Consider the following 26,693-nt stretch of genomic DNA (forward strand, 5'->3'; position numbering starts at 1 on the left):
ATGACCGAGACGACGAGGATCACCGCCCCAGGACTGGTCATCGGCACCGTCGCCGGGCTGTTCACCGCGCTGTTCACGCTGGTCGCCGGCGCACCGGCGGGGTGGGCGGTCACCGCGGGGCTGATGCTGGCGGTGCCGCTGGCGGCCTTCGGCGCCGGGTGCAGCGCGCTGCGGCTGCGCGGGGTGCTGCGCGGCGGCGCGTTCGCACCCGTCGCGCTGTACTGGCTGATCGCGTTCCCGCTGGCGCGGCTGGTGCAGGAGGTGGGCACCAGGCTGGCGGTGGGCGACAGCTTCTCGCTGCCGCCGCAACCGGTTTCGTTCCTGATCTACCAGGCGCTGATCAGCGTCGGGTTCGCGATCGGTTTCGTGTGGGTGCAGGAACGGCTGGTCCGGGGTGGTGCCGGGAGATGAGCGCACCGGTCACCACCACCGACGATCAGCCGCGCGCGTTGACGAGTCGCCCCTCGTCGACGTGCTTCGGCTCGGGCCGCGCGCCACCGCACCGGTCGTCCTGACGAGCCGATTCGATCGCGGCGGACGTGGCCAGTCCCAACATGCGCCCGTCCGCCGCGAATCCACGCGGCATGCGTTCGAGACGGCGCAGGATGCTCCCGATGATCCGCATTGTGCTCACCTCCTCCCGATTCGTTCCTTGCATACAGTATGCCGTTGGGATGTCCGGTTGGCGAAGTCCTTGTGAGCAGCAACACCCGAGCCGAGCGGACGGTGACACCGATGCCCGAGAAGTGGGCGATGATCGGACTGCACACGCCGAAGCTGGAGGCGCGCGACCACCACGGCCGCCGCTACCGGGTCGGCGAGCGACCGCGCGAGCTCACCGGCCTGCCCCGCGCGGCGATGCTGTGGGCCTGCTGGCTGCCGATGCTGCTGGTCGGAACCATGCAGTACGCCTTCGGCGCGGCCATACCCGGACTGCTGGCCGCCGGGCACGACCTCGCGGACCTGTGCTGGACGCTGGCCGCCTGGGCGGTGCTGCAGGCCGGCGCCGGACTGCCCAGCGCCCACCTGCGCCAGCACGACCGGACCGGACCGCGGGCGATGCTCATCACCGGCGGCTTCCTCTGCGCCGCAGGCGTTCTCAGCCTCGGCCAGGGCGTGCTCGCCGGGTACGCAGCGCTCGGCGGGATCGGGGCTGGACTGGTCTACGCCGCCTGCACCTCCACCACCGAGAAGTGGTTCCCGGAGAACCCCGCCGCCCGGGTCGGCATCGTCACCGGCGCCTTCGCCTACGGCGCCACCCCGTTCGTCATCGCCCTGACCCTCGCACCCCGGCACGTCGAGGCCGGGCTGACCGCCTTCGCCCCCGCGCTGCTCGTGGCTGTGACCGGATGCGGCCTGCTCATCGCCGACCCGCCGCGGCACTGGTGGCCGGCGCACGTCGACCACCACCGCTGGGCGCGGGCGAACCCACCCGCCGCGCGGGAGTTCTCGGTCACCGAGGCGCTGCGGACCCCGGCGCTCGCGGTGATGGCGGCGAGCCTGTTCTGCGCGGCCGCGGTCTCCCTGTTCGACGCGGCCTTCCTGGCGCTGCTGGCCGCGCCGCTGTCCCCGGTCGCGGCGATCGCGCTGTTCGTGGCCACCAACGGCGCGGGCCGCACGCTGGCGATGGCGATCGCCGCACGCCTCGGTCGCCGCCGCACGCTGCGCTGGGTGGTGACCGTCCAAGCCGCGGGTCAGGTGCTGCTGCTCATCGGCATCGAGCAGGCCTCCGCCGGATGGCTGGTGGCCGGAGCGACGATCGCCGGAGCCGGCGGCGGAGCCTTCTACCCGCTGTTCGCCGCGCTGGCCCGGGAGTCCTTCGGCCAGCACCGCAGCATCGAGGTGCACGGGCTGGTCTACAGCGCGAAGGCCGTCAGCGGCGTGGTCGGCATCGGACTCGGCTGGGTGGCGCTCGCGACGTGGGGCGCACCGGTCGCCCTGGCGCTCGCCGCGGTGCTGTCGCTGGGCTCGGCGGTGCTGTGTGGACGGTGGCACCGACCCGGGTTCCCGAAAACCCTTCCCACCGCCAAGCCTTGATCGGTATAGGTTCGAATGCGAAGATCTTTCCGCTTGATGTGGTGATCATGGGCTCGCGGGCCCCGGGAAGGTCGGCCGATGAACGCCGAAATCGATGTGATCGTCGTCGGAGCCGGCATCAACGGCCTGGTCGCCGCCGCCGAACTGGCACGGGCGGGCCGGTCGGTGCTGGTGCTGGAGCGCAGCGACCGGCTCGGCGGGTTCATCGCATCCGAGCAGCGCACCGTCCCCGGCTACATCCACGACACCTACTCGTCGTGGCACCCGCTGTTCCTGGCGGGCCCGGCCTACGCCTCCCTCGGCCCGCAGCTGCACGAGCACGGGCTGGTCTACCGCAACACCGACTCCTGGGCCGCGGCCAGCGTCGCCGACGACGGCCGGGTGACGATGAGCCACCGCGACCCGGCCACCACCGTCGAAGCCTTCGAGCACGACGACGACCGGGACGCCTACCTGTCCATGCTGGACCGGATCGGCGCCAACATCGCCGCCATCAACCGGATGCTCGGCGGCGAGCTGCGGTCCTGGTCGATGCTGTGGCAGGGCGCCAAGCTGATCAACACCGGTGGTGTGCGCAGCGCCGAGGGCTGGCTGCGGCAACTGGCCACCAGCGGCCGGGCCCTGTACCGGCGCGAGTTCCGAGGCCACGAAGTCGATCACCTCTTCACGCCCTGGCTGCTGCACGCCGGGCTGGGACCGGACCACGCCTCCGGTGGGCTGATGACCGGCCTGCTCGCCGCCGGGCTGCACGGAGCGGGTCTGCCCGTCGTGGAGGGCGGCGCGAGCAACTTCGTGACCGCGTTCTCCAAGCTGCTGGACTCGCTGGGCGTGCAGGTCGAGACCGGCATCGAGGTCGAGCGCGTCCTCGTCGAGGACGGCCGCGCGATCGGCGTCGTCGCGGGCGGCCGGGTGCTGCGCGCGCGGCGCGGCGTGATGGCCTCGGTCGCGCCCTCCGCGCTCTACGGTCGACTGCTCCCGCCCAGCGCCGTCAACCCGCAGCTGGTGCGCCAGGCCGAGAAGTTCCGGTACGGGCGAGCGGCGATGCAGATCCACGTCGCCCTGTCAGCCCCGCTGAAGTGGCGCGACGAGCGGCTGTCGGCGTTCCCGATCGTGCACCTCACCAACGGCTCGTCGAGCACCGGCATCGCCTGCGCCGAAGCCGAAGCGGGACTCCTGCCGCGCCGTCCCACCGTCGTGGTGGGAAGCCAGTACCTGCTCGACGAGACCCGCGTGCCCCGGGGCGCGGCATCGCTGTGGCTGCAGCTGCAGGAACTGCCGTTCCACCCGCTCGGCGACTCCGCCGGGGAGCTCGACACCAGCCAGGGCTGGACCCGCGAGCTGGCCGAGGGATACGCGCGCCGGGTGCTCGACCGGCTCAACGACCACGCTCCCGGACTGCACGACCTGGTGTGCGCGGTCGACATCATCAGCCCGGCTGAGCTCACCGCGCACAACCCCAGCGCCGGGCAAGGCGATCCGTACGGCGGCAGCACCGAGCTCGACCAGAACTACCTGTGGCGGCCGCTGCCCGCCGCCGGCAACCACGCCACCCCGATCCCCGGCTTGTGGCACATCGGTGCCGCCACCCACCCGGGTCCGGGCATGGGCGGCGGTTCGGGTTACGCGGCGGCCAACGCCCTCCTCAAGCGCAGCCGCTGAGCCCTCCTCGCGCGGCCCCTCGCCGTGGCGCCTTCCGAGCCGCACCGGCGCCGCCGCGCCCTCGTTCACACCAACGCGATCCCGGCTCCGGCGAACGCGGGAGCGACGGCTGTCCGGGGCGTTTTCAGAGGGCGGAACAACGTTGTTGATCGCTTTCATGGATTCGTCCAAGAAAAACGGGAATGCGGCTGGGAATTTTCGGATCAACCGACAAAAACTGATTCCACCGCAGGTCATGAGGCATCTGTTAGCGTTTCTCCGCGGAAGCGGAGCCGATTCGTCCTTGACTCGACCAGGCGTCCGAATTATGGTCCAGACCACTAACTGATTCGGCGAATCCCCTTCCGCGACAGGAATTCTGAACAGTCGGCACCGATCATCGGCGCCGCTGTTCGGAATCGATTCACCCTGTCGCGACTTCCCCCGAAGGAGCTGACAATGCCCAATCGCAAGATCTCCGCAGCCATGGTCGGTGCCGCCGTCGCACCGTTCCTGATCGCGATCCCCGCCGGGACCGCGAGCGCCCACGGCTACGTCGACGCACCGCCGAGCCGCCAGGCCCAGTGCGCCGCCGGCACCGTGCAGTGCGGTTCCATCACCTACGAGCCGCAGAGCGTCGAGGGCCCGAAGGGCCTCAAGAGCTGCAGCGGCGGCAACGAGAGCTTCGCCGAGCTCGACGACGACTCCAAGGGCTGGACCGCCACCCCGATCGGCACCCAGGCCACCTTCAACTGGAAGCTGACCGCCGCGCACGCCACCACCACCTGGGAGTACTACATCGGCGACAAGCTCGTCGGCTCGTTCGACCAGGGTGGCCAGCAGCCGCCGCAGCAGCTGTCGCACAACCTCGACCTGTCCGGCTTCAGCGGTCCGCAGAAGGTGCTCGCGGTGTGGAACGTCGCCGACACCGCCAACGCCTTCTACGCCTGCATCGACGTCAACGTCGGCGCCATCAAGTAGGCACCACCGCGATGACGAGAAGGCGGGCCCGACCCCTCGACACCGGGCCCGCCTTCTCACGTCCAGACCACAGTGGACACCGCGGCGCCGAGTTTCCCCGGGCTCCCACGTGGTGTATCCAGGACCGGTGACCGAGTTGGTGCTGGGCCCCCTGCTGCGCTACGTCGACCAGAACCGGGCGACCGTCTGGGTGGAGACCGACGGGCCCTGCACCGTCGAGGTGCTCGACGCCGCCGAGCACACCTTCCAGGTCGGCGGCCATCACTACGCGCTGCTCAGCACCCACGTCACCGGCCCGACGCCCTACCAGGTGCGACTCGACGACCACCTGGTCTGGCCCCTACCGGACACCGCGCCCAGCGTGATCCGCCCGGTCACCCGAACCGACCGGCTCACCGCCCTGTTCGGCTCGTGCCACTTCGACCGGCCCACCGCAGGCCGCGACCGCCACGGACCCGACGCGCTGACCGCCACCGCCGCCCGCGTCGCCGCGACCCCGGAGGACGAGCGACCAGACCTGATCATGCTGCTCGGCGACCAGGTCTACGCCGACCAGCCCACGCCTCCCGTGCGCCGCGAACTGGCCGAGCTGCGCGGCCTGCGCCGACCACCGACCGATGAGGTCGTGAACTTCGAGGAGTACACGCGCCTCTACCGGCACGCCTGGCGGGACCCCCCGATCCGCTGGCTGCTCTCGACGCTGCCGAGCATGATGATCTTCGACGATCACGACGTGCGCGACGACTGGAACACCTCCCGGAGCTGGCGCACCGCGATCTCCGGACAACCCTGGTGGCGCGAACGCCTCCTCGGCGGGCTCGTCGCCTACTGGATCTACCAGCACATCGGCAACCTCAGCCCCGACGACCTCGCCGCCGACCCCGTCTTCCGCGAGGTCCGCGAGGTCGGCCGCCACGGCGACGCGCTGCCGGTGCTGCGCGAGATGGCCGCCCGCGCCGACCGCGAGGACCAGGGCGAGAAGGGCATGCGCTGGAGCTACTACCGCGACCTCGGGGGCGTGCGGCTGGTCGTGCTCGACACCCGCTGCGGACGGATCCTGGAGACCGGCGAACGCGCCATGCTCTCCGACAGCGACTTCGCCTGGCTGCGCGACATCGCCGCCGCCGACCGCCGGCACCTGGTGCTGGCCTCATCCCTGCCGTGGCTGCTGCCGCCCGCCGTGCACCACCTGCAGTCGTGGAACGAACGCGCCTGCACCGGCGAGCACGCCGGGCTCGCCGAGAAGGTCCGCCAGGCAGGCGATCTGGAGCACTGGGCCGCGTTCCGCGCGTCCTTCGACCGCCTCGCCGAACTCATCGGCGACCGCGCCGCGGACACCGACGCGCCCGCGACGATCAGCGTGCTCTCCGGCGACGTCCACCACAGCTACTTCGCCGAGGCCGACTACCCGCGCGCGCTGAACTCCCGCATCACCCAGCTGACCTGCTCACCGCTGCACAACCAAGCCCCGAAGCCCCTGCGCGGGCCGCTGCACGCCGCCTGGTCGCACAACGCGGCCCGCCTGCTGCGGACGATGTCGCAACGCGCGGGCGTCCCCCCGCTGCCGCTGCACTGGCGCCGGATCGACGGGCCGTTCTTCGGCAACGCCATCGCCCAGCTCGACTACCAGGGCAGCCGCGCGCAGGTGACCCTCTGGGAAGCCACCGCCGACGACGCCCTCGCGCGAACCCGCGTCCGCCGGTTGACCTAGACCAGGAACGAGAACAGCGGCGAGCCCGGGGAAACCTGCTCGATCTGCAGCGGCGATTCCTTCATCCGCGTCAGCAGGTCGTCGAGGTCGTCGGCGTTGTCGAGCTCGATGCCCACCAGCGCCGGACCGGTCTCCCGGTTGTTCTTCTTGACGTACTCGAAGGCGACGATGTCCTGACCCTCGACGAGCACGTCGTCGAGGAAGTGCCGCAGCGCTCCCGGCTCCTGCGAGAAGGTGACCAGGAAGTAGTGCCGCAGCCCCTCGTGCAGCAGGGAGCGCTCGACGATCTCGCCGTAGCGGCTCAGGTCGTTGTTGCCGCCCGAGACCACGCACACCACCGGACCGCGCGGCTCCCGCTCCAGCATCCGGGAAGCGGCGCTGGCCAGCGCACCCGCGGGCTCGGCGATGATGCCCTCGGTCTGGTAGAGCTCGATCATCTCCGTGCACACCGCGCCCTCGGGCACGGCCACCAGCTCGTCGACCAGCTCGCGCGCCACCTCGTACCCGAGGTCGCCGACCCGGCCGACGGCCGCGCCGTCGACGAAGGTGTCCACCGCGGGAAGCTTGACCGGCGCGCCCTCGTCGAAGGCGGCCCGCATGCTCGCCGCACCGGCGGGCTCGGCACCGACCACGCGGATCTCCGGGAAGTGCTCCTTGAGCCACAGCACGATCCCGGCCAGCAGTCCGCCACCGCCCACCGGCACGATCACGGTGTCGATGGGGCCGTCGTGCTGCTCGGCGATCTCCAGGCCCACGGTGCCCTGACCGGCGATGGTGCGCGGATCGTCGAAGGGGTGCACGTACACCGCGCCGGTGCGCTCGGCGTCGGCCTTGGACGCGGCGCTGGCCTCGTCGAACGAGGAACCGACGATCACCGGCTCGATCCACTCGCCGCCGATGGTGGCGATCCGCTTGCGCTTCTGCCGAGGGGTGTTCGCCGGCAGGTAGACCCGACCCTTGATCTGCAGCTCGCGGCAGGCGAACGCCAAGCCCTGCGCGTGGTTGCCCGCGCTGGCGCAGACCACCCCGCGCTCGCGCTCCTCGGCGTTGAGCCCGGAGATGAGGTTGAACGCACCGCGCACCTTGTAGGACCGGCAGACCTGCAGGTCCTCGCGCTTGAGGCGCACCGGAACGCCGAGCTCCGCGCTGAGGCGGCTGCTGGTTTCCAGCGGCGTGCGCCGGACCACCTGTCGCAGGCTGGTGCCGGCCCGGAAGATCGCGGCGGGAGTGAGCTCAACGGACACCTGCTGATACTAAAGCCGCTGGTGAATCAGACGGCCGCCGGGTGGCTCAGGTCTCAGGCGGGTCCTGCCGCCACACCGCCCGGTACCGCTCCGCGGCCTCGGCATCCCGACGTCCGCGCACGGCCGACCCGTGCCCGGGCGGGAACCCGTACCGGGTGAGCCTGCTGTCCACGCTGTCGACCGAACTGGTCAGCACGATCCGCGCCACCACCAGCACCCCCAGCAGCAAGGCTCCCGCGGCGATCGGCCACGCCCCGCCCAGCACGCCGAGCGCGAGGAACAGCACCACCCCGATCGGAGCGACCTGCAACAACCCCCGTATCAGCACCCGCAGTACCCACGTCCGGCAGGTCGCGTCGTGCAGGACCCAGTCGCGGTACCGCTCGGGCAACCTGCCGCCGTACTGGTAGGCCACCCACCGCGCAGGCCCCGGACGCATCATCCCCCCACGATAGAGACCGTGGGACGGCCTCCGGGACACGCCGCGGTGATCACGGCCGAACACGGGGGTGATCCCGGTCGTTCGAGCTGCCAAGGTGGGAGAACCCCTGGTCGCAGCGCTGAGAAGGACTCACAGAGATGTTCAACGTAGAGAAAGTCCGGTTGGCCGGTGCCGATGTCGAGCTGCCCAGGATGCTCCCCATCGAGCAGCGCTACGCCGCCGAGTCGGTCGACGACCTCGAAGGCACCCTCCGCGCGCAGGTGGCCGAGCACGACCGCGCGCACCCGGTCAGCGGCAAGCGCATCGCGGTGACGGTCGGGAGCCGGGGCATCGCGCAGCTGGACCGCATCGTGATCGCCCTGGTCGGGGCGCTCGCCGAGCACGGCGCCAAGCCGTTCGTGGTGCCGGCGATGGGCAGTCACGGCGGCGGCACCGCGGAGGGGCAGCGGCAGGTGCTGGCCGAGTACGGGGTCACCGAGGAGACCGTCGGGACACCGGTGATCTCGTCCATGGAAACCGTGGTGATCACCAGCCTCGCCGACGGCACACCGGTGCACTTCGACGCCGAAGCCGCGCAGGCCGACAGCGTCGTGGTGCTCGGCAGGGTCAAGCCGCACACCGACTTCCGGGGCACGCACGAGAGCGGTCTGGCGAAGATGATCGCGATCGGCCTGGGCAAGCACCGGGGCGCGGCGACGCTGCACAGGCACGGCTTCGAGAAGTTCGACACCTTGATCCCGGAGGCCGCCTCGGCAGCACTGGACGTGGTCCCGTTCGAGTTCGCGGTGGCGGTCGTGGAGAACGCCTACGAGAACATCGCCCGGCTGGAGCTGGTCGCGACCGACCGGATGCTGGAGCGCGAAGCGGAGCTGCTGGCGGAGGCGAAGTCGCTGATGCCGAAGCTGCTGATGTCCGACATCGACGTGCTCGTGGTCGACGAGATCGGCAAGGACATCAGCGGCGCGGGCATGGACCCCAACATCACCGGCCGCGCACCGGTCAACGCCGACAAGTTCCACGCGACGCCGATCAAGCGGATCGTGGTGCTCGGGCTGACCGAGCACACCAACGGCAACGCGTGCGGGCTGGGCCTGGCGGACCTGACCACGCAGGGGTGCGTGGACCAGATCGAGTTCGGCTCGTTCTACACCAACTCGCTGACATCGGGCGTTCCGGACGGCGCGCGGATCCCGATGGCGCTGGCCAACGACCGGGACGCGATCGTGGCCGCCCTGCACCTCACGCGAGGCCCGCAGGAGCGACCCGCGAAGGTGGTGCGCATCCGCAACACCCTGTCGATGCCGCGCGTCGAGGTCTCCGAGGCGTACGCCCGGGAAGTCGCCGAACACCCGGACATGGCGGCACTGGGCGAGCCGCTGCCCTGGCAGTTCGACGCCACCGGCCACCTCCCGAAGCTCCCACCCCCGCACTGACCCCGTCCCACCGGTCCGACCGGCTTGCAACTGAGGTGATCTCAGCTGAGATCACCGAAGCAGATGTTGAGCGGGCGGTTGCCGGTGGACGTTCCAGGTCAGAGGGTGGCGACCGGGGTGGTCGGGGAGCCGACCGCTCCTGGGAGGTTGAGGGGTGGGGCCGTGAGCAGGAAGCGGGAGCGGGCGAGGCGGTGGAGGTCGTCCGCCAGGGGCGTGAGGTGCCAGAGCTCGCCGAGGTGCACGCCGAGCTTGAACAGGCAGTGGTGGTGCAGCGGCAGCGCCGGTGCCGGAGGGTCGGCCGGGCGTGCCGGCAGGTTCTCGACGGCGTAGTTGTCGGCGATCAGGGCGCTCAGCCCGGTGTCGGTGATCCACTGCTGGAGCCGCTCGTCACGCCCGTCCAGGGCCGCGCACGCGCCGTGCAGGACGTCCGGGTCGGGGTCGCCGTCCATCTCGACGAGCCGCTGCGCGAAACCCGTGTGCAGGCACACCAGATCGCCCTCCTCGACCTCGACCCCGTCGGCGGCCATGATCTCGGCGAGGGTGTCGTAGCCGACGGTGGTGCGTTCCTCGCCGAGGTGCCTGCGCAGGTCGATGAGCACGCCCCGGCCCTGCACCCCGGTGCGCGCGAGGTTGTCGATGCCCAGCGCTCCGCCGGTGGAGGTGGTGCGCTCGTGCAGGCCGTCGAACCCGGATTCGTCCAGTTCGGACGGCCCGACGACGTCCTCATCGGCTCGGAACCCGTTGTAGAACACCGGTTCCGCGACTCCGTCGCCGTCGGCGTCGAACAGCGCTCCGGCGTGGGCGAAGGAGTCCCACTGCGTCGAGTACTGCAGGTGCAGCACGGCGAGGTCGTCGCAGAGCACGTCGGTGGCGCCCTCGACCCTGCGGCGCAGCTCGTAGTTGAAGTTGATCTCGCCGAAGCGGCGGGTGGGACGCAGGACCGGCGGGAACCGGTTGGGGTTCAACCCGTTCCCGCCGGGCAGCGTCAGCGGCAGGCTCAGCGCGTGGGTGATGCCCTCGCGCACCTCGGCAGCCGCGGCCCGGACCCGCTGCGGGGTCAGCAGGTTCATCCGGCCCAGCCTGTCGTCAGGCCCGAAGTCACCCCAGTTGGACCCTTCCGGCCGCCGGATCCAGCGTGCTCTGGTCACCTTCGCCTCCCGGGTTGTCGCGTTCGTCATGACTGGGCCGCCGCAGCAGCAACAGCATGCAGCCCAGGGTCAGCAGCACCTGGAACAGCGCGTAGGCGATGACGACGTTGATCGAGCCCGACGCGCTCAGCAGGAACTGGCCCACCACCGGGGTGGTTCCTCCGAGCAGGGTGCCGCAGAGCTGGTAGCACAGCGAGAGCCCGGTGTAGCGCACCTCGGCCGGGAAGCGGCCGGCGAGGATGCCTGCCATCGCCGCGTAGTACAGGCAGTGCGGCACGGTGGCCACCGCGACGCCGATCATGGCGAGCCAGTAGTTCTCGGTGCCGATGAGCACGAACATCAGCGGCAGCAGCACCACTTCCGGGAGCAGCATGAACGTCACCGCGCGCGACAGACTGCGCATCTTGGTGGCGATCACGGCCCCGAAGGGCTGCACGAGGATCTGGGCGATGTTGGCGACCAGGATGATCGTCAGGAAGTCGGTCTTGGCGAACCCGAGGTCGCTGGTGGCCCACGCGAGCGCGAACGTCGACTTGAAGTAGGTGGCCGACAGGCCGATGGTGCAGGCGCCGATGCCCAACGCCAGCAGTCCCGGGTGCGAGCGGACGACCTCCCACACCGGCAGCTTCGCGGTCTTCTTGGTCTGGATGAGCCGTTCCATCGCCGGGGACTCGGTGACGCGGAGCCGGATGAACAGACCCACCACGACCAGTGCGGCCGAGGCCAGGAACGGGATGCGCCAGCCCCAGGTGAGCATGTCGGGTTCGGGCAGCTTGCTGATCAGCAGGAAGCAGACGGTGCTGAGCGTGTTGCCGACCGGCGAGCCCTGCTGGGCGAAGGCGCCGTAGAGGATCGACTTGCCCCTGGGGGCGTGCTCGGAGGCGATGAGCACCGAGCCTCCCCACTCGCCGCCGAGCCCGATCCCCTGGACCATCCGGATGCACACCAGCAGGATCGGTGCCCACACACCGATCTCGGCGTAGCCGGGCAGCAGTCCGATGGCGGTGGTCGCGATGCCCATCATCAGCAGGGTGATGACCAGGGTCTTCTTGCGGCCCAACCGGTCTCCGACGTGGCCGAAGATGATGCCGCCGAGCGGGCGGGCGAGGAAGCCGACCCAGAACGTGGCGAAGGCGACCAGCGTGCCCAGGGCGCCGTCGAGCTCGGGGAAGAAGACCTTGTCGAAGACCAGCGCGGAGGCGGTGCCGTAGATGTAGAAGTCGAACCATTCGATGGTGGAGCCGATGAAGGCCCCGAAACCAGCACGGTTCGCCGTGCGCGCGCTGCTCATGCGTTCCCCTTTGAACCCGGTGTGATCGCGGCAACCGTGGCAGGCCGAACGCGGGGGCGTCCAATACAAAATCGACACCCCTTTGAGACGCAGCTCAGATCAATCAGGGGTGGGCAGGGCGGTTTCGGCGATGCCGAGGACGGTGTGCAGCGCGGCGTTGGTGTTGTCCTCGCGCCAGGCCAGCGCGGCCCGCAAGCGGGTCGGTTCGCCGGCGAGCGGGCGGTAGACCAGACCGGTCTGCTGGATGTGCTGGCAGGAGGTCAGCGTCAGCGTGACTCCGACACCGGCCGCCACCAGGGCGAGGATCGTGTAGGAGTCCGGTGCCTCCTGCACCACGCGCGGGGTGAATCCGCCTGCCACGCACGCCTTGACCAGGGCGTCGCGCAGCGTGGACCCGGCGTTGGAGGGGAAGCTGACGAAGGGCTCCTCGGCGAGCTCGGCGATGGGGACGCGGTCCAGCTCGGCCAGCCGGTGGTCGGTGGGCAGGGCGCAGATGAGCTCTTCGACCTCGATGACGCGGGTGTTCACGCCGGGCTGGTTGACCGGCATCCGGACGAATCCGAGGTCCAGGGTTCCGTCGGCGACCTTGGCCAGGGCGACGTCGGCGTAGGTCTGCCCGCGCATCACCAGTTCCAGGCCCGGGTGGGCGGCGCGCACCGCGCGGGTGAGCACCGGCAGCGCCTCGTGGCTGGAGGCCCCGGCGAACCCGACGGTGACGCGCCCCCGTTCGCCTCGCCCGGCGGCTCTGGCCGCGCCGACGGCGATGTCGACGTCGTCGAGGACGGTGCGCGCGGGTTCGAGGAACGACTCCCCCGCGTTGGTCAGCCGCACCGACCGCGTGTTGCGCTCGAACAGCCGCACGCCGAGCTCCTTCTCCAGCTGCCTGATCTGCTGGCTCAGCGGCGGCTGGGCCATCTGCAGTCGCTTGGCGGCGCGGCCGAAGTGCAGCTCTTCGGCGACCGCCACGAAGGCGGTCAGGTAGCGCAGCTCCACACCCATCCCCGATCTATTCGACTCCGCTCTGGATCTGACACTAATTCGGTATTGGACCTGTCTCAATCCGGGGTGGCAGGCTGAGGCGCAGGCGAACCGCAGAACCCCTGGGGGCATCGATGTCGCAGGTCAGCAAGTCGGACAAGACCACGTCGATGCGGGATGCCATCGCCGAGTTCGTCACCGACGGCGCCACGGTGTCGTTGGAGGGCTTCACGCACCTGATCCCGACCGCGGCCGGGCACGAGATCATCCGGCAGGGCCGCCGGGACCTGACCATCGCGCGGATGACCGCGGACGTGGTCACCGATCAGCTCATCGCGGGTGACTGCGTGAGCAGGCTGATCTCCTCGTTCGTCGGCAACTCCACGGCCGGATCGCTCGGCGAGCTGCGACGTCGGGTCGAGGCGGGCGCTCTGGACTTCGAGGAGTACAGCCACTACGGCATGATCTGCCGCTACCTGGCCGGTGCGCAGCGGCTGCCGTTCTACCCGCTGCGCTCCTACGCCGGAAGCGATGTCCCCGGCATCAACCCGGGCATCCGCAAGGTCACCTCGCCCTATCCGGATCAGGACGGCGGCGAGGAGCAGATCTACGTGGTCCCGCCGCTGAACCCGGACGTGACGATCGTGCAGGCGCAGCGCGCGGACCGGTCCGGCAACACCCAGATCTGGGGTCTGACGGGCATCCAGGCCGAGGCGGTCTACGCCGCGCGCAAGGCGATCGTGGTGGTCGAGGAGGTGGTGGCCGACGAGGTCGTGCGCTCCGACCCCAACCGCACGGTGATCCCCGCGCACGCGGTGGACGCGGTGGTGGAGTGCTCGCGCGGCGCGCATCCGGCGTTCGTGCAGGGCTACTACGACCGCGACGGCGAGTTCTACCGAGAGTGGTCGCGGATCAGCGGCGATCCGGACCGGTTGCGGACGTGGCTGGACGAGTGGGTGTTCGGCACGGCCGACCACTCCGAGTACGTCGCCAAGCTCGGCGAGCAGCGCTGGGCGGGCTTGGCCGTGGGCGAGGCGTGGAGCGAGCCGGTCAACTACGGCCGCAGGCTTTGAGGAGGATCATGTCCATCACGTCGTCGGAGCTGCTGGCTTCGGTCGCTTCGCGCGAACTCGCCGGTGCGAACACGGTTTTCGCCGGGATCGGTCTGCCGACGCTGGCGGTGTCGCTGGCGCAGCGGACGGTGGCGCCGGACGTGGAGATCGTCTACGAGTCCGGGGTGTGCGGAGCGCATCCCGACCAGCTGCCGGAGACGATCGCCGACGCGGTGCTGATCACCGGTTCGGAGGCCGTGCTGCCGATGACCGCGCTGTTCGGCTACGTGCTGCAGGGCGGGCGGATCGACGTCGGCTTCCTGGGTGCCGCGCAGATCGACCGCTTCGGCAACCTCAACTCCTCGGTGATCGGCGACTGGCACTCCCCCGCGGTCCGGCTGCCCGGTTCGGGTGGGGCCATGGAGGTCATGGCCAACTCCGGCGAGGTCTTCGTGGTGATGCGGCGCCACGACCCCCGCTCGTTCACCGCCGAACTCGACTTCTGCACCTCCCCTGGCCCGGATCGCGCCCTGGCCGACGGGATCCGCCCGCGCGGCAAGGGGGTCACCCGGGTCATCACCGACCTCGGGATCCTCGCGCGCGACGGAGCCGGTGAGGAGCTCCGCCTCGTGGCCACCCACCCGGGCGTCACCGCCGATCAGGTCCGCGAGGCCACCGGCTGGGACCTCCAGGTCGCCGACGACCTCAGCACCATCGCCCCGCCCACCGAGGCCGAGCTCCGCACGCTCAGGCACGAGGTGGATCCGGCCCGCGTCTACCTCCGCTGAGGCTTCCGGCATGTTTGGATGACCGGGGCACCTCGAAGGTCGACGAGGAGGTATCGGGTGTTGGAGGAGTTTCTGCGGGACTGGCGGCCGGAGGCCGTGGTCGAGCACGACTCGATGGAGCCGGAGCAGTCGCGGGCGCTGGCCAACGTGCTGGAGGTACCGGCGCCGGTCGACGAGCTGCCTCCGCTCTGGCACTGGGTGCACTTCCTGTCCTGGCCGCCGCACTCCGAACTGGGCCCCGACGGGCACCCGCTCAACGGCGACTTCCTGCCGCCGGTGCCCGATCGGCGCCGGATGTTCGCGGGCGGGCGGGTGACGATCGACGAGCCCCTGCGGTTGGGCACTCCCGCCGAGCGGACCACCGAGCTGGGCGGTGTCAAGGTCAAGCAGGGTCGTTCCGGCGAGATGGCGTTCGTGACCGAGCGCCGCGAGTTCCGCCAGGACGGCCGGCTGCGGATCGCCGAGGAGGTCGACTACGTCTACCGCAGCGGTGAGACCGACACCAAGAGCCCGGACCGGTTGCGGCCCACCGACTTCCCGTCCTCCGGCGTGCCGTGGCAACAGCGGTTCGTCGGCGAGCCGACGCGGTTGTTCCGGTTCAGCGCGCTGACCGCCAACACGCACAGGATCCACTACGACGAGCCCTACTGCCGCGAGGTCGAGGCCTATCCGGGGCTGGTGGTGCACGGACCGCTGCTGGTGCTGCTCATGACCGAGCTCGCCCGCGAGCACGGGAGCCTCGGCTCGGTGTCCTACCGGCTGCGCCGCCCGGTGTTCTCCGGTGATCCGGTGCTGGTGTGCGGCGAGGAGGACGGGACGATGTCGGTGCGCTCGGATCAGGTCTCCGCCGAGGCGTCGGTGACGTTCTCCGAGCGCCGGTAGCATCGGGGCCGACCACGAGTTCGCAGGTCGGAGCACCTCCGGCCACGGGAGGAGCCGGATGCCGACCGAGCGCTGGGTGCCGACGACCGCGCATTGGGGCGCTTACCGGGCGGCCGCCGACGCCGACGGCGGTGTCCGGGTCCGGCCGCACCCCGACGACCCGGCCCCCTCGCCACTGCTGGGCAACGTGCCGGGCATCGCGCGGCACGACACGCGCGTCATGCGCCCGGCGATCCGGCGCGGCTGGCTCACCGGCGGACCGGGTCCCTCCGCGCAGCGCGGCCGGGACGAGTTCGTCGAGGTCGAGTGGGACACCGCGCTGGACCTGGTCGCCGCGCAGCTGGACGGGGTGCGGGTCGAGTCGGGCAACGAGGCGATCTTCGGCGGTTCCTACGGCTGGGGCAGCGCCGGGCGGTTCCACCACGCGCAGTCGCAGCTGCACCGGTTCCTCAACACCATCGGCGGCTACACGTCCTCCCGGAACAACTACAGCTTCGGGACCTCGCAGGTCCTGCTGCCGCACGTGGTGGGCAGCTCGGCCGCGGTGCTCGGCTACGCCGACAGCTGGGCGACCGTGCGCGAGCACACCGACCTGATCGTGGCCTTCGGCGGGCTGCCGACGAAGAACCTGTCGGTCTCGCCCGGCGGTGTCACCCGGCACACCAGCGCCGCCGCGGCGGCCGATCCCGGAGTCGCGGTGGCCTCGATCAGCCCGCTGACCGCCGACGTTCCCGCGGGCGGGCGCTGGTACTCGATCGAGCCCGGCACCGACGTGGCGATGCAGCTCGCCCTGGCGCAGGTCCTTCTCGCCGAGGACCTGCACGACACCGACTTCCTGTCCCGCTGCTGCACCGGGTTCGACGTCTTCGCCGACTACCTGCGGGGCGAGACCGACGGCGTCGCGAAGACACCGGAGTGGGCGGCCCCGATCTGCGGGATCGCGGCCGACGACATCCGCGAACTGGCCCGCCGGATGGCCTCGGGGCGCACGCTGGTGACGGTCACCTGGTCGTTGCAGCGCGCCCGGGGCGGCGAGCAGCCGGTGTGGGCCGGGATCGCGCTCGCGGCGATGCTGGGTCAGATCGGCTTGCCCGGCGGCGGTTTCGGGCACGGCTACGGTTCGATGGCCGACGTCGGCGACGAAGGGCCGGTGCTGTGGCTGCCGACGCTGCCGCAGGGCCCCAACCCCGTCGGCACGTTCATCCCGGTCGCGCGCATCGCCGACATGCTGCTCAACCCGGGAGCGCGGTACGACTACAACGGACAGCGGCTGACCTACCCCGACATCAGGCTGGTGCACTGGGCGGGCGGCAACCCGTTCCACCACCACCAGGACCTCAACCGGCTGCGTCGCGCGTTCGCCCGGCCGGAAACCGTGGTGGTGCACGAGACGCACTGGACCGCCACCGCCCGGCACGCCGACATCGTGCTCCCGGCGACCACGACGCTGGAACGCGAAGACCTCGGCGCCGGGCGCCGCGACACGCACCTCACCGCGATGCACCGCGTCCTGGACCCTATCGGCGAGGCGCGCGACGACTTCAGCATCCTGAGCGGGCTCGCCGAACGGCTCGGCGTGCGGCAGCGCTTCACCGAGGGGCGCAGCGCCCGGGGTTGGCTGGAGCACCTCTACGACAAGTGGCGGGACCAGCTGCGCGCCCTGGGCCACGAACTGCCGGACTTCGACACCTTCTGGGCGGACGGTGAGCTGCGGCTTCCCGCGATGCCCGAGAACCCGCCGCTGGTGCGGTTCCGCGCGGATCCCGAGGGGGACCCGCTGCACACGCCCAGCGGACGCATCGAGCTGCACTCGGCGACGGTCGAGTCGTTCGGCTACGACGACTGCCCGGGGCACCCCGTCTGGCTGCCGCAGGAGCGTCGGGGTCCGCTGCACCTGATCGCCAACCAGCCACCGACCCGGTTGCACGGGCAGGGCGACGTCGGCGCGGTCAGCCGCGAGTCCAAGGTCGCCGACCGCGAACCGATCACGCTGCACCCCGACGACGCCGCCGCTCGTGGCATCACCGAGGGCTCGGTGGTGCGGGTGTTCAACGACCGGGGCTCGTGCCTGGCCGGTGCCCGCATCAGCGACCGGGTGCGTCCCGGTGTCGCGGTGCTGCCCACCGGGGCGTGGTTCGATCCGCAACCCGATCCGCAACAGCCGGGCCAGGAGTTGTGCGCGCACGGCAACCCCAACGTCCTCACCGAGGACGTCCCCGCCTCACGCCTGTCGCAGGGGTGCGCGGGCCAGCGCACGCACGTCGACGTGGAGCCCTTCACCGGCCCGCCCCCGGAGGTCGCGGCCCACACCCCGCCGCCGATGCACCGGGCTTGAGCGCGGGTCAGCCCAGCAGGGCGGTGACCGTGACCAGCACCGGGACCGACAGGATCGTGGAGAGCAGGATCGACTCGCGGGCCAGCCGGACCCCCACGTTGTAGCGGGAGGCGTAGACGAACAGGTTCTGCGCGGCGGGCAGCGCGGAGATGACCACCGCCGCGAACAGCGGGGCGCCTTCCATGCCGAACAGCCCCGCGCCGATCGCCCAGGCGATGACCGGGTGCACGAACGACTTCAGCCCGACCGACACCAGCACCGGCCACCGCTCGGCCCCGCCCGCCGGCAGTTGCGAGCCGCGCAGCGACACGCCGAAGGCGAGCAGCACGGTGGGCACCGAGAGGTGCCCGAGCAGCGTCAGCGGTTCGGAGACCGGCCCGGGGATGCGCCAGCCCAGCAGGGACAGCGAGACGCCCAGCAGCGAGCAGATCACGATCGGGTTCTTGAACGGTGCCAGCAGCCGCGACCACGTCGAGGTCTTCTCCCCGGCCTGCGCGAAGTCGATGACGGTCAGCCCGATCGGCGTCATCACCAGCAGCTGGAACAGCATCACCGGAGCGACGAGGGTCGCGTCGCCGAGGACGTAGACCGCCACGGGGATGCCCAGGTTGCCGGCGTTGACGTAGCTGGAGCACAGCGCGCCGATGGTGGTGCGCCGGACGTTCCACCGCCGCCACAACGCCACCAGCACGAACAGCGCCGCCGCCGCGAACGTGCTCAGCGCGGTGACCAGCAGCGGAGCGGAGAACAGGACGTGCACGTCGGACTCGGAGAGCATCTGCAGCAGCAGCGCCGGGGTGCCGACGTAGAACGAGATCTTCGCGAGCACCTCGCGCCCGTGGTCGCCGAGCACCTCGGTCCGCCCCAGCACGTAACCGACCAGAACGATGGCGCCGATGACGCCGAAGCCCTGGATCACACCCGACACGACGCCTCCAACCCCAGCGCGCGGTCCACTGTGGAAGCGCGCGCGAAGCATTGCTGTTCCTCAACGCGGTTTTCGGCGCTCACTGCGGCGTCATCGCCCGGGCGCCCACCCGTTAGCGATCCTAATCGATCACAACCGGTGGAGCGGTGTCCGAATGGCCACTCTCACACCACGAGGCGCTGCGAGGCGTCAGCTCTCGTCGCCGATGATCGCCGGCTCCACCGGGCGCAGATCGGTCCGGCCATCCGAGGTGGGCACCCGGCCCGGGAGCTTGACGGCGTCGGTGAGCGGACCCGGGCTCCAGTCACCCCAGTGCGTCTCGCTCCGCACCTGCATCGCCGCCTCGGCACCGACTGTGTCCGGGTTGTACGGGTCGACCACGTAGATCGTTCCCCAGTCCCGGTTCGGCGAGCCCTGCAGGTAGGCGGGCAGCTGCCGGACGCTGGCGCCGACGTTGAGCCAGCCGAACGGGCCGCCGCCGCCCGGGGCCGACCAGGACTGCCCCATGTCGCGCATGATGCCGCCGCCCGCGATCCGGAACCGCGGCATCTCGAACACGCCGTTGCGGATCTTCGCCGGTTGCAGGCACGGGTGCACCAGCGCCGCGGGCCACTCCACGAACGTCGGCTGGCTGCCGATCAGGTTGGTCATGGTGGTCAGCACCGGCACGCGAGGGGCGCTGAAGGCCAGCCACCCGCCCTCGTCGTCGCGCTGGTCGGCCGCCACGATCCGGACCTTCTGGGCTCCGGGGGCGTCGAACCGCACGTCATGCCAGGCACCGCTGTTGAACGGGAAGTCCCGGTGCCCGCTGATCTCGAAGCCGCCGGGCAGTTCGCGGCCCCACTCCACGCGCAGCGAGTTCCCGCCGGTCGAGGAGCCAGCGAACTGCATCACCACCGGTGTGGTGCCCTCGGTCGCCTGCGGCGGCAGGTCGAACCACGGGGTGCGGATCTCGCCGGTGCCGGTCGCGTCGGTGTCGAAGGTCCCCCAGACCGGCGCGTCGTCACCGCCGTAGCCGAACGGCGGCGTGTACTGCGCGCTGCCGGGATGGCCGAAGCGGTGGAAGCCCTGCTGCTCGGCGCGCAGGTAGTCCGGGGGCTGCGCGGGGTCGCTGGACACGCGCGGCTGGTTGACCGACGGGGTGAGCACTCCGCGGCGGGGGTCGGCTTCGACGTTGATGTAGTCCGACAGCCCGCAGCTGCTCCCGGTGATCTGCTTGACGTTGTCCGGGCCCAGGCTGTAGCTGCCGCGCTGCTTCTCGATGCCGACGGCGAACAGCCCGACCTCGCCGACCAGGCACAGCGCGCAGGTGATCGTCAGCGGTGCGGCGCCCAGGCTCAGCACGCGCTTGCGCGCGGTCGGGGTCACCACCGGCGGCTCGCCGTGGCGCACGTGCTCGACGAAGGCGACGACCAGGGCGAGGAATCCGACGACCAGGAACGCGGTGCTGGCGTGCCGTCCGTCGAGGCTGGGTGCCTTGTCGAACCACGGGACGCCCCAGCCGGAGACGTACCACCAGGAGTTGGTGCCGGTCACCGAGTACGCGCACACCACCATCAACCCGGCGAAGAACCCGGCCCGGTTGCGGCGGGAGCGCAGCACGGCGGCGCTGGTGGCCAGCGCGGTCAGCGCCGCCAGCACCGCGCCGATGGCGGCGAACACGCCGAAGTGGTGGGTGTGCTTGGTCGGGGTGGCGGCCAGCACCACGAAGCACAGCACCGCGATGCCCAGCATCCGCCTGCTCGGCCCCACAGCAGCTCCGCGGATCTTGCCGCGCCGCAGGAACACCACACCGCTGGACACGATGCACAGCATCAGCAGCAGGACCGGGAAGCGGCGGGTCAGCGAGCCGTCCGGCCACTTGTCGAACAGCTTCTCGTAGCGGCCGAGCTCCTCGTACCAGGAGTCGTTGGGGCCGAACTCGGTCTTGAGCTCGACGGAGTCCAGCACCGACTGCAGCGTCTGGTCGAAGAACACCCCGACCAGGATCACCAGACCGGCCGCGGCGATCGGGGCCAGCACGGGCAGCGCGCCGACCTCCCGGATGCGCCGCCACAGCAGTCGGAGCAGCGGCTTGGCCGCAGCGAGGAACGGCAGCGCGGCGACCATGCCGTGCGGGTTCGCGCCCAGCCCGAGGGCGGCGGCCAGCAGTCCCAGCGCCGCCGGGGTCAGCCGCTCGGTGGCCACGGCGCGTTCCACGGCGCAGACCGAGAGCAGGAAGAACAGCACCACGACCGGTTCGGGCCGCAGACCGTTGTTGTAGGGCAGCCAGAACGCGAGGAAGACCGCGGCGGCGGCCCACCCGGCCGATTCGCTGCGCCGGACCTGCTGGCCGAGCCGCGGCAGCACGCCGCGGCTGAGCAGCAACCAGCTGACGACGCCGAGGAACAGCGCGGGCAGCCGCACCCACGGGGTGGCCGCGGAGATGTGCACCCACAGCGCGTAGATCTCGTAGAACCAGCCGAAGGGCGATTCGGGGTTGCCGAACCAGCGGAAGTAGTTGGTGACGTAACCGGCGTCCGGGGCGGCGCGCAGCATCGTCAGGATGTAGCCGTCGTCGGCGGTCATGGCGCCGATGAGCCACCAGACCGCGAGCGCGGCGAACACCACGACGTCGCGCGCTCCCAGCCGCCACCAGCCCACCGGCAGCAGCCACCGCACGGGTGCGCGGATCTCCAGCTTGCGCAGCGCGAGCAGGGAACCGATGAAGCACAGCACGGCCAGCACCATGGTCGTGGTCTTCAGCGCCGTCGGGGTCGTGGCGAAGCGGGTGTCGACACCGGCTTGGAAGTCCAGTCCGCGCACGTCATCGCGCTGGTGGTCCAGCTGCGAGTAGATCCCGGTGAGCTGCGGTCGCTGGTCACCGCCCGCGGAGCCCAGCGGCACGCCCGCGACGTCCGCGCGGGTCTCCCCCGCGTCGGAGTTGACGGTGATCGCGCAGTCCCCCGCCGGCAGGGCCGCCGCGCCGATCTGGTGGCCGCGCGAGAAGAAGCTGACCTGCCCGTTGTCGATCTGCAGGTGCATGCCGGTCAGGCCGCCGTAGGTGCCCGACGGCGCGTTGGTGGCCAGCAGCTCGCCCGCTCCGTTGACGCGGTCGTCGAGGTTGCGGGCCGCGGCGCAGGGCACGGTGGCGTTGAGCCAGAGGGGTTCGTGGGTGAGCAGCGGAGCCGACACCGAACGGGTGCCTTCGGCCGTGGGCCACTTCAGGGTCGTGACGTCGTGGTTCACCGGGAGAAGCGGTACCGCGACCGCCAGCAGCGCTGACAGCAAACCGAGTACCGCGGCCACGATGCGCGCGCCTCGCCGCGCCGGGTCGCGACGCGTGAACCGCGTCGAACGCTGACTCACGCGCTCGCCACCTAACCTCGCAGGACTGCTCCTCGCAGAGCTTAAACGGTGACGACGGTCCACTTACCCCTGGCGGGTGACAACCTGGAGTCTGCGTGGTCAGGCGAGCATCGAGGGCGCATCCTCGTCACCCGGCTTCCGCCGAGGACCGACGGGCGGACCAGCCACCGCGGAACGAGCGGAGGATCAGGCCGCGAGGGCCGGTTCCAGGTCACCGGTCATCGGGTTGCGCCGGGCGTCGAACAAGTATCCGACCCAGAACCCGATGACTCCGGCACCAACGACAGCCAACGTTCCGACAGCACGCACCATGGGAGGATTCCTCTTCTCGGCGGCGCCCGATCCACTGGACCCGACTACCTGCTTCTCATGGGGAAATGCTCAACCCGTCGGGTGGCAGCGCCGTTGCACAAACGATAACCGGCAGTTAAATGACCGACCACGCCACCCCCCGGAAGCTTCCAATCACGGTCAGTCATCCCGCCGACCCGCGAACGGAGTAGTCGGTGCCCGTTGGGGCGTGCGGTGAAGGGCCTCGGTGAGCTGCGCGCGTGCGCGAGATCCGGTCTCGGGACCAGACCACCACCCGGCCGTAGCCGTCGCCTCCGATGCGGACATTTCGCAACCGTTTGAGCGATGTCACTCTCTCGGGAAAGCGTTGCGAATAGCCCTCGGAATTCACGTTCTGCTCAGAACCGGCACGTTCTTGAAATCCACGGTGCAACGGGGTCACATGTTGATCTGCGCCAATCCGCGTTCGTCGCGAGTCACCTCGGGCCACGGTTTGCGCGCTTCGGCGAGGATCTTCGCGACCACGTCGGTGATCTCGCCCGCGGACTCGGCCATAGCGCTCACGTCGCCGGCGTGCGCGGCGGGATCCAGCCCCGCGCGCTGCAGCAACGGGCCGACGTCGCGCAGGGCTCGCGCCATCCAGGCGATGGGGTCGGCCGACAGCTCGGCGTCGAAGACGCGCGCGCCGGGCTCACCGTCGGACATCTCCGGGTGCCAGTGCATGCGGTCGGCCGCGCGCGGCCGCGATTCCAGCAGGTCGAAGCGGCAGATGGCACGGCTGAGCCACGCCGCCCTGGAGGAGTAGATCGAGCCGGCCTCGGCGGACTCCGACAGGCCGCGCAGTTCGAGGCGAACACCTCGTTCGCGCACGTCGGGTTCGTCGGCGAGCGCCGGGTCGGCGAAGTCGACGCCTTCCACGGTCACCGCGAGCTTCTGGAAGCAGTAGATCCGGTACACACTCGCAGACAAGCACAGCGTCGCCGGTGACGACAAGGACGATCACCTACCACGAGCAATGTCCACTGTGGATTTCCCAGATGCCGGCACGCCCCGCCGTGTCGGTGCGAACACCGCTCGCACCGGCTTCTAGGCTGCCGGGGTGAGCATTCCCGAGGACTTCACCCGGTTGCCGATCCCCGCCGACACCGCCGAGCCGGGCAGCGGTCCGCCGCTGCACGACGCGTGCGCGCCGCTGCGGGAGCTGGTCGGCGTGTGGCGCGGCGAGGGCGAGGTGGACTACCCGACCATCGACGGCCCGTTCCGCTTCGGCCAGCAGGTGACGATCTCCCACGACGGGCGCCCCTTCCTGCGCCACCAGGCGCAGGCGTGGCTGCTCGACGCCGAGGGCCAGGTGCTGCGCCCGGCCGCCTGGGAGACCGGCTGGTGGCGTCCCGGCGCCGACGGCCGACTGGAGCTGCTGCTGACGCACGCCACCGGCCTGCTCGAAATCTTCTACGGCAGCGCGCAACCGGGGCTCTGGACGCTGGAGACGGAGACCGTGCTGGCGACGGCCACCGCCAAGGACGTTCGGGCGGCGCAACGCTCCTACGCGCTGCGCGGGGACGCCCTCGACTACGCCGAGAGCCGGGAGATGGTCGGGGAGCCGATGACTCCGCACGTCTCCGCGGCCCTGCACCGGGTGAGCTCCGCCGGTTGAGACCAATCGGGTTGAACCGCAAGAAGCCCCGCACTCGTTTCCGAAGTGCGGGGCTTCTTGTCTGCGGGCCGTGTGACCGGCTCTTTGAAGTGGAACGGCTACCTCAATCGGCAGTTCGTTCCGGTGTTACGTGAGACGCCGTGTTCAGATGACGCGGACGTCGGCCGCCTGCGGGCCCTTCGGACCCTGGCTGACCTCGTAGCTCACCTTCTGGTCCTCATCGAGGCTGCGGAAGCCGCGGGCGTCGATGGCCGAGTAGTGGACGAAAACGTCCGGGCCACCGTCGTCCGGGGCGATGAAGCCGAAGCCCTTTTCCGAGTTGAACCACTTCACGGTTCCCTGTGCCATGCTTGCTCTCTCCTTCTGGGAGCCGGTACTACATCAGACCGTCACACTGCGTGACGGCCTGGGCCGCGGATCGAACGGCGACTTGTCCAGCTACAACCAGAAAGCAGCACGCTCGCATCACCATCCTGCGAGTGTGCGCGAACACGACCCCAGAAAAATACGACCGACACGAACACTACACGGTCCCTCGTGGACACGTCTGCCTCTTTCGCCCGGCCGTGTAGTGACCGGAGTCACATTTTTCTCGGTGGTCCGAGCGCGTGCGGGGACGCCGTTCCGGGAAGAAGAGGATCTTGTCCCAGCCCTCCCGTTCGAGGTGAAATCCATTCACAATCGGATGAGGAGAACCATGTCCAGCACGTTGCTCACCAGCCGGGACTTCAAGCTCGGCCTCTTCTCCCCCAACTGCTCCGGCGGTCTCGCCATCACCAACGTCGCCGACAGGTGGGGTGCGAGCTGGGCCGACAACCTCCGGCTCGCCCGCCTCGCCGACGACTCCGGGATCGACTTCCTCCTGCCCATCGCCCGATTCATCGGCTATCCGGGCACTTCCGGCTTCCACGAGAGCGTTCTGGAGCCCATCCCCTGGGCGGCAGGACTGCTCGCCGCCACCCGGCGGATCACCGTGTTCGCCACCGTCCACACCGCTTTCAACCACCCGGTGGTCAGCGCCAAGCAGCTCGCCACGCTCGACCACGTCGGTGAAGGCCGAGCCGGGCTCAACATCGTCGCGGGCTGGAACCAGCCCGAATACCAGGCGATGGGCCTGGAACTGCCCGAATCCCACGACGACCGCTACGCCCTCGCGCAGGAGTGGTGGGACCACGTCCGAGCCCTGTGGACCCGCGAAGGCCGGTTCGACCTGCCCGGCAGGTTCTTCGACCTCAAGGGAGTCGGAGCGAGCCCCAAGCCGGTCAACGGCACGCTGCCGCTGATCAACGCCGGATCCAGCCCGCAGGGCCGCGCCTTCGCCGCGCGCAACGCCGATTTCGTCTTCACCGCGCTCAGCGATCCCGGCCACGGATCCGAAGTGGTCACCGAGGTTCGGCGGGACGCGCGCACCCGGCACGGCCGCGACGTCGGGGTGATGGCGCCGGCTTTCGTGGTGTGCCGCGAGACCCGCGCCGAGGCCGAGGAGTTCCTGCGCCACTACGCCGAGGAGAACGCCGACTGGGACGCGGTCGAGGAGCTGATGCGGCTGCAGGGCATGTACGCCCAGTCCTTTGCCAACGACATCATAGACACCCTGCGCACCCGATTCGCCGCCGGGCACGGGACCTGCCCGCTGATCGGCACCCCGCAGGAGGTCGCCGAGGAGATCGAGCGCTACGCCCAGGCCGGCCTCTCGGGCATGACGCTGGCGTTCCTGGACTACGTCGGCGAGCTCGAGGACTTCGTCGCCGAGGTGCTGCCCCGCCTGGAGGCCAAGGGGATCCGGCTCCCGCTCGCCGAGCGGAGCTGAAAGCGGAAGCCGCCGCTTCGGATTCCGCTATCCGGGCCCTCGATCACTCGAACCGCGAAGGGTCGCCCGCGCCGACTCGCACCACCTCGGGTTCGTCGGTCGAGAAGTCGACGACCGTGGTGGGTTCGACGCCGCAGTCACCGGAGTCGATGACCGCGTCCAGGACGTGGTCCAGCTCGTCCTTGATCTGCCAGCCCTGCGTCATCGGCTCCTCCTGCCCCGGCAGCAGCAGGGTGCTCGACAGCATCGGCTCGCCCAGTTCGGCCAGCAGGGCCTGGGCGGCGACGTGGTCGGGGATGCGGACCCCGACGGTCTTCTTCTTGGGGTGCAGCAGCCGGCGCGGTACTTCCTTCGTCGCGGGGAGGATGAAGGTGTAGCTGCCCGGTGTGGACGCCTTGATCGCCCGGAACACCGCGTTGTTGATGATCACGAACTGGCCGAGCTGCGCGAAGTTCTGGCACACCAGCGTGAAGTGGTGCCGGTCGTCGAGGTTTCGGATGGAGCGGATCCGGTCCATGCCGTCCTTGTTGCCCAGCTGGGCGCCGAGGGCGAAGCAGGAGTCGGTCGGGTAGGCGATCAGTCCGTTGCCCCGGAGGATCTCCACCACCTGCCCGATCGAGCGCGGCTGCGGGTTGTCCGGATGAACGTCGAAGTACTTCGCCATGCGGCCCAGCATAGGAGTCCTGTCACGGTTGCCAA

The 26,693-nt window shown here is 70.5% G+C and carries 24 protein-coding genes; 12 read left to right on the forward strand and 12 right to left on the reverse strand.

All coding sequences use genetic code 11. From position 1 onward, the window contains the following. Positions 1–411, forward strand: coding sequence for a hypothetical protein (locus tag AB0J78_RS11400; RefSeq protein ID WP_363788757.1), 411 nt, complete (start codon positions 1–3; stop codon positions 409–411). Positions 412–436: 25 nt separating this feature from the next. Here the strand turns inward: AB0J78_RS11400 and AB0J78_RS11405 are convergent, their stop codons facing one another. Further along, the gene (locus tag AB0J78_RS11405; protein ID WP_363788759.1) at positions 437–625 is read right to left on the reverse strand and encodes a hypothetical protein; all 189 of its coding nucleotides are present in this window, start codon (positions 623–625) and stop codon (positions 437–439) included. 110 nt (positions 626–735) lie between these two features. On the opposite strand from AB0J78_RS11405, the gene AB0J78_RS11410 reads away from it, so the two are divergent. The 4 genes from AB0J78_RS11410 to AB0J78_RS11425 all read left to right on the forward strand — a co-directional run bounded on the left by AB0J78_RS11410 (position 736) and on the right by AB0J78_RS11425 (position 6,367). Then, positions 736–2,037 carry an MFS transporter gene (locus AB0J78_RS11410; protein WP_363788761.1) on the forward strand — a complete coding sequence of 434 codons (1,302 nt, stop codon included), beginning with the start codon at positions 736–738 and terminating at the stop codon, positions 2,035–2,037. Between the two features lie 78 nt (positions 2,038–2,115). Further along, positions 2,116–3,696, forward strand: a complete 1,581-nt coding sequence (locus tag AB0J78_RS11415) for an NAD(P)/FAD-dependent oxidoreductase (protein ID WP_363788763.1) — start codon at positions 2,116–2,118, stop codon at positions 3,694–3,696. A 438-nt stretch (positions 3,697–4,134) separates the two neighbouring features. Further along, positions 4,135–4,656, forward strand: coding sequence for a lytic polysaccharide monooxygenase auxiliary activity family 9 protein (locus tag AB0J78_RS11420; RefSeq protein ID WP_132673427.1), 522 nt, complete (start codon positions 4,135–4,137; stop codon positions 4,654–4,656). Positions 4,657–4,783: 127 nt separating this feature from the next. After that, positions 4,784–6,367, forward strand: a complete 1,584-nt coding sequence (locus tag AB0J78_RS11425) for an alkaline phosphatase D family protein (RefSeq protein WP_363788765.1) — start codon at positions 4,784–4,786, stop codon at positions 6,365–6,367. Here the strand turns inward: AB0J78_RS11425 and ilvA are convergent. Together ilvA and AB0J78_RS11435 are read right to left on the reverse strand one after the other, a co-directional pair. Beyond that, the gene (gene ilvA / locus AB0J78_RS11430; protein ID WP_363788767.1) at positions 6,364–7,611 is read right to left on the reverse strand and encodes a threonine ammonia-lyase IlvA; all 1,248 of its coding nucleotides are present in this window, start codon (positions 7,609–7,611) and stop codon (positions 6,364–6,366) included. The genes AB0J78_RS11425 and ilvA overlap by 4 nt on opposite strands. Before the next feature lie 46 nt (positions 7,612–7,657). Next, complete coding sequence (locus AB0J78_RS11435; protein WP_363788769.1) at positions 7,658–8,053, reverse strand: DUF5313 family protein; 396 nt, start codon at positions 8,051–8,053, stop codon at positions 7,658–7,660. Positions 8,054–8,190: 137 nt separating this feature from the next. Here AB0J78_RS11435 and AB0J78_RS11440 point away from each other — a divergent pair, with 137 nt between their 5' ends. After that, the gene (locus AB0J78_RS11440; RefSeq protein WP_363788771.1) at positions 8,191–9,486 is read left to right on the forward strand and encodes a lactate racemase domain-containing protein; all 1,296 of its coding nucleotides are present in this window, start codon (positions 8,191–8,193) and stop codon (positions 9,484–9,486) included. A 98-nt stretch (positions 9,487–9,584) separates the two neighbouring features. On the opposite strand, the gene AB0J78_RS11445 is transcribed toward AB0J78_RS11440, so the two are convergent. The 3 genes from AB0J78_RS11445 to AB0J78_RS11455 form a co-directional block, all read right to left on the reverse strand. Next, positions 9,585–10,634 carry a cyclase family protein gene (locus AB0J78_RS11445; protein WP_363788773.1) on the reverse strand — a complete coding sequence of 350 codons (1,050 nt, stop codon included), beginning with the start codon at positions 10,632–10,634 and terminating at the stop codon, positions 9,585–9,587. Continuing rightward, positions 10,585–11,925, reverse strand: a complete 1,341-nt coding sequence (locus AB0J78_RS11450; RefSeq protein ID WP_363788775.1) for an MFS transporter — start codon at positions 11,923–11,925, stop codon at positions 10,585–10,587. Before AB0J78_RS11450 ends, AB0J78_RS11445 begins: the two co-directional genes overlap by 50 nt. A gap of 99 nt (positions 11,926–12,024) precedes the next feature. Further along, on the reverse strand, positions 12,025–12,918 hold the full coding sequence (locus AB0J78_RS11455) for a LysR family transcriptional regulator (protein ID WP_363788906.1): 894 nt from the start codon (positions 12,916–12,918) through the stop codon (positions 12,025–12,027). Between the two features lie 119 nt (positions 12,919–13,037). Between AB0J78_RS11455 and AB0J78_RS11460 the strand changes: the two genes are divergently transcribed. From AB0J78_RS11460 to AB0J78_RS11475, 4 genes are read left to right on the forward strand one after another with little or no spacing between them, the layout of a single operon-like run. Next, positions 13,038–13,976, forward strand: coding sequence for a CoA-transferase (locus tag AB0J78_RS11460; protein WP_363788777.1), 939 nt, complete (start codon positions 13,038–13,040; stop codon positions 13,974–13,976). Positions 13,977–13,984: 8 nt separating this feature from the next. Further along, positions 13,985–14,743 carry a CoA-transferase gene (locus tag AB0J78_RS11465; protein WP_363788779.1) on the forward strand — a complete coding sequence of 253 codons (759 nt, stop codon included), beginning with the start codon at positions 13,985–13,987 and terminating at the stop codon, positions 14,741–14,743. A gap of 57 nt (positions 14,744–14,800) precedes the next feature. Next, on the forward strand, positions 14,801–15,625 hold the full coding sequence (locus tag AB0J78_RS11470; RefSeq protein WP_363788781.1) for a hypothetical protein: 825 nt from the start codon (positions 14,801–14,803) through the stop codon (positions 15,623–15,625). Positions 15,626–15,683: 58 nt separating this feature from the next. Then, a complete protein-coding gene (locus tag AB0J78_RS11475; protein ID WP_363788783.1) occupies positions 15,684–17,960 on the forward strand; it encodes a molybdopterin-dependent oxidoreductase in 2,277 nt (758 codons plus the stop codon). Between the two features lie 7 nt (positions 17,961–17,967). Here AB0J78_RS11475 and AB0J78_RS11480 read toward each other — a convergent pair whose 3' ends face one another. The 4 genes from AB0J78_RS11480 to AB0J78_RS11495 form a co-directional block, all read right to left on the reverse strand. After that, positions 17,968–18,888: an AEC family transporter gene (locus tag AB0J78_RS11480; RefSeq protein WP_363788784.1), complete on the reverse strand. Its 921-nt coding sequence runs from the start codon at positions 18,886–18,888 to the stop codon at positions 17,968–17,970. A gap of 189 nt (positions 18,889–19,077) precedes the next feature. Beyond that, positions 19,078–22,236 (reverse strand): arabinosyltransferase domain-containing protein, encoded by a 3,159-nt coding sequence (locus AB0J78_RS11485; RefSeq protein WP_363788786.1) that lies wholly within the window; start codon positions 22,234–22,236, stop codon positions 19,078–19,080. A gap of 186 nt (positions 22,237–22,422) precedes the next feature. Then, positions 22,423–22,548 (reverse strand): hypothetical protein, encoded by a 126-nt coding sequence (locus tag AB0J78_RS11490; RefSeq protein WP_281290238.1) that lies wholly within the window; start codon positions 22,546–22,548, stop codon positions 22,423–22,425. 417 nt (positions 22,549–22,965) lie between these two features. Beyond that, on the reverse strand, positions 22,966–23,496 hold the full coding sequence (locus AB0J78_RS11495) for a hypothetical protein (RefSeq protein ID WP_363788788.1): 531 nt from the start codon (positions 23,494–23,496) through the stop codon (positions 22,966–22,968). Positions 23,497–23,626: 130 nt separating this feature from the next. Here AB0J78_RS11495 and AB0J78_RS11500 point away from each other — a divergent pair, with 130 nt between their 5' ends. Next, positions 23,627–24,184, forward strand: a complete 558-nt coding sequence (locus AB0J78_RS11500) for an FABP family protein (protein ID WP_363788789.1) — start codon at positions 23,627–23,629, stop codon at positions 24,182–24,184. Between the two features lie 144 nt (positions 24,185–24,328). Here the strand turns inward: AB0J78_RS11500 and AB0J78_RS11505 are convergent, their stop codons facing one another. After that, entirely contained in the window at positions 24,329–24,532 is a 204-nt protein-coding gene (locus AB0J78_RS11505; RefSeq protein ID WP_125088080.1) for a cold-shock protein, read from the reverse strand. A 349-nt stretch (positions 24,533–24,881) separates the two neighbouring features. On the opposite strand from AB0J78_RS11505, the gene AB0J78_RS11510 reads away from it, so the two are divergent. Beyond that, positions 24,882–25,994: an LLM class flavin-dependent oxidoreductase gene (locus tag AB0J78_RS11510; protein ID WP_363788791.1), complete on the forward strand. Its 1,113-nt coding sequence runs from the start codon at positions 24,882–24,884 to the stop codon at positions 25,992–25,994. A 43-nt stretch (positions 25,995–26,037) separates the two neighbouring features. Here the strand turns inward: AB0J78_RS11510 and AB0J78_RS11515 are convergent, their stop codons facing one another. Next, on the reverse strand, positions 26,038–26,658 hold the full coding sequence (locus AB0J78_RS11515) for an L-threonylcarbamoyladenylate synthase (RefSeq protein WP_363788793.1): 621 nt from the start codon (positions 26,656–26,658) through the stop codon (positions 26,038–26,040). Between the last annotated feature and the right edge of the window lie 35 nt (positions 26,659–26,693).

The organism is Saccharopolyspora sp. NPDC049426, assembly GCF_040676935.1.
Lineage (GTDB): Bacteria > Actinomycetota > Actinomycetes > Mycobacteriales > Pseudonocardiaceae > Saccharopolyspora.

What these genes read in the sequence shown, in the direction of transcription:
- AB0J78_RS11475 (WP_363788783.1), top strand. Translation starts at nt 15,684, where the DNA reads ATGCCGACCGAGCGCTGGGTGCCGACGACCGCGCATTGGGGCGCTTAC.
- AB0J78_RS11515 (WP_363788793.1), bottom strand. Translation starts at nt 26,658, where the DNA reads ATGGCGAAGTACTTCGACGTTCATCCGGACAACCCGCAGCCGCGCTCG.
- AB0J78_RS11505 (WP_125088080.1), bottom strand. Translation starts at nt 24,532, where the DNA reads ATGGCACAGGGAACCGTGAAGTGGTTCAACTCGGAAAAGGGCTTCGGC.
- AB0J78_RS11410 (WP_363788761.1), top strand. Translation starts at nt 736, where the DNA reads ATGCCCGAGAAGTGGGCGATGATCGGACTGCACACGCCGAAGCTGGAG.
- AB0J78_RS11465 (WP_363788779.1), top strand. Translation starts at nt 13,985, where the DNA reads ATGTCCATCACGTCGTCGGAGCTGCTGGCTTCGGTCGCTTCGCGCGAA.
- AB0J78_RS11450 (WP_363788775.1), bottom strand. Translation starts at nt 11,925, where the DNA reads ATGAGCAGCGCGCGCACGGCGAACCGTGCTGGTTTCGGGGCCTTCATC.
- AB0J78_RS11440 (WP_363788771.1), top strand. Translation starts at nt 8,191, where the DNA reads ATGTTCAACGTAGAGAAAGTCCGGTTGGCCGGTGCCGATGTCGAGCTG.
- AB0J78_RS11510 (WP_363788791.1), top strand. Translation starts at nt 24,882, where the DNA reads ATGTCCAGCACGTTGCTCACCAGCCGGGACTTCAAGCTCGGCCTCTTC.
- AB0J78_RS11420 (WP_132673427.1), top strand. Translation starts at nt 4,135, where the DNA reads ATGCCCAATCGCAAGATCTCCGCAGCCATGGTCGGTGCCGCCGTCGCA.
- AB0J78_RS11460 (WP_363788777.1), top strand. Translation starts at nt 13,038, where the DNA reads ATGTCGCAGGTCAGCAAGTCGGACAAGACCACGTCGATGCGGGATGCC.
- AB0J78_RS11435 (WP_363788769.1), bottom strand. Translation starts at nt 8,053, where the DNA reads ATGATGCGTCCGGGGCCTGCGCGGTGGGTGGCCTACCAGTACGGCGGC.
- AB0J78_RS11405 (WP_363788759.1), bottom strand. Translation starts at nt 625, where the DNA reads ATGCGGATCATCGGGAGCATCCTGCGCCGTCTCGAACGCATGCCGCGT.
- AB0J78_RS11415 (WP_363788763.1), top strand. Translation starts at nt 2,116, where the DNA reads ATGAACGCCGAAATCGATGTGATCGTCGTCGGAGCCGGCATCAACGGC.
- AB0J78_RS11400 (WP_363788757.1), top strand. Translation starts at nt 1, where the DNA reads ATGACCGAGACGACGAGGATCACCGCCCCAGGACTGGTCATCGGCACC.
- AB0J78_RS11490 (WP_281290238.1), bottom strand. Translation starts at nt 22,548, where the DNA reads ATGGTGCGTGCTGTCGGAACGTTGGCTGTCGTTGGTGCCGGAGTCATC.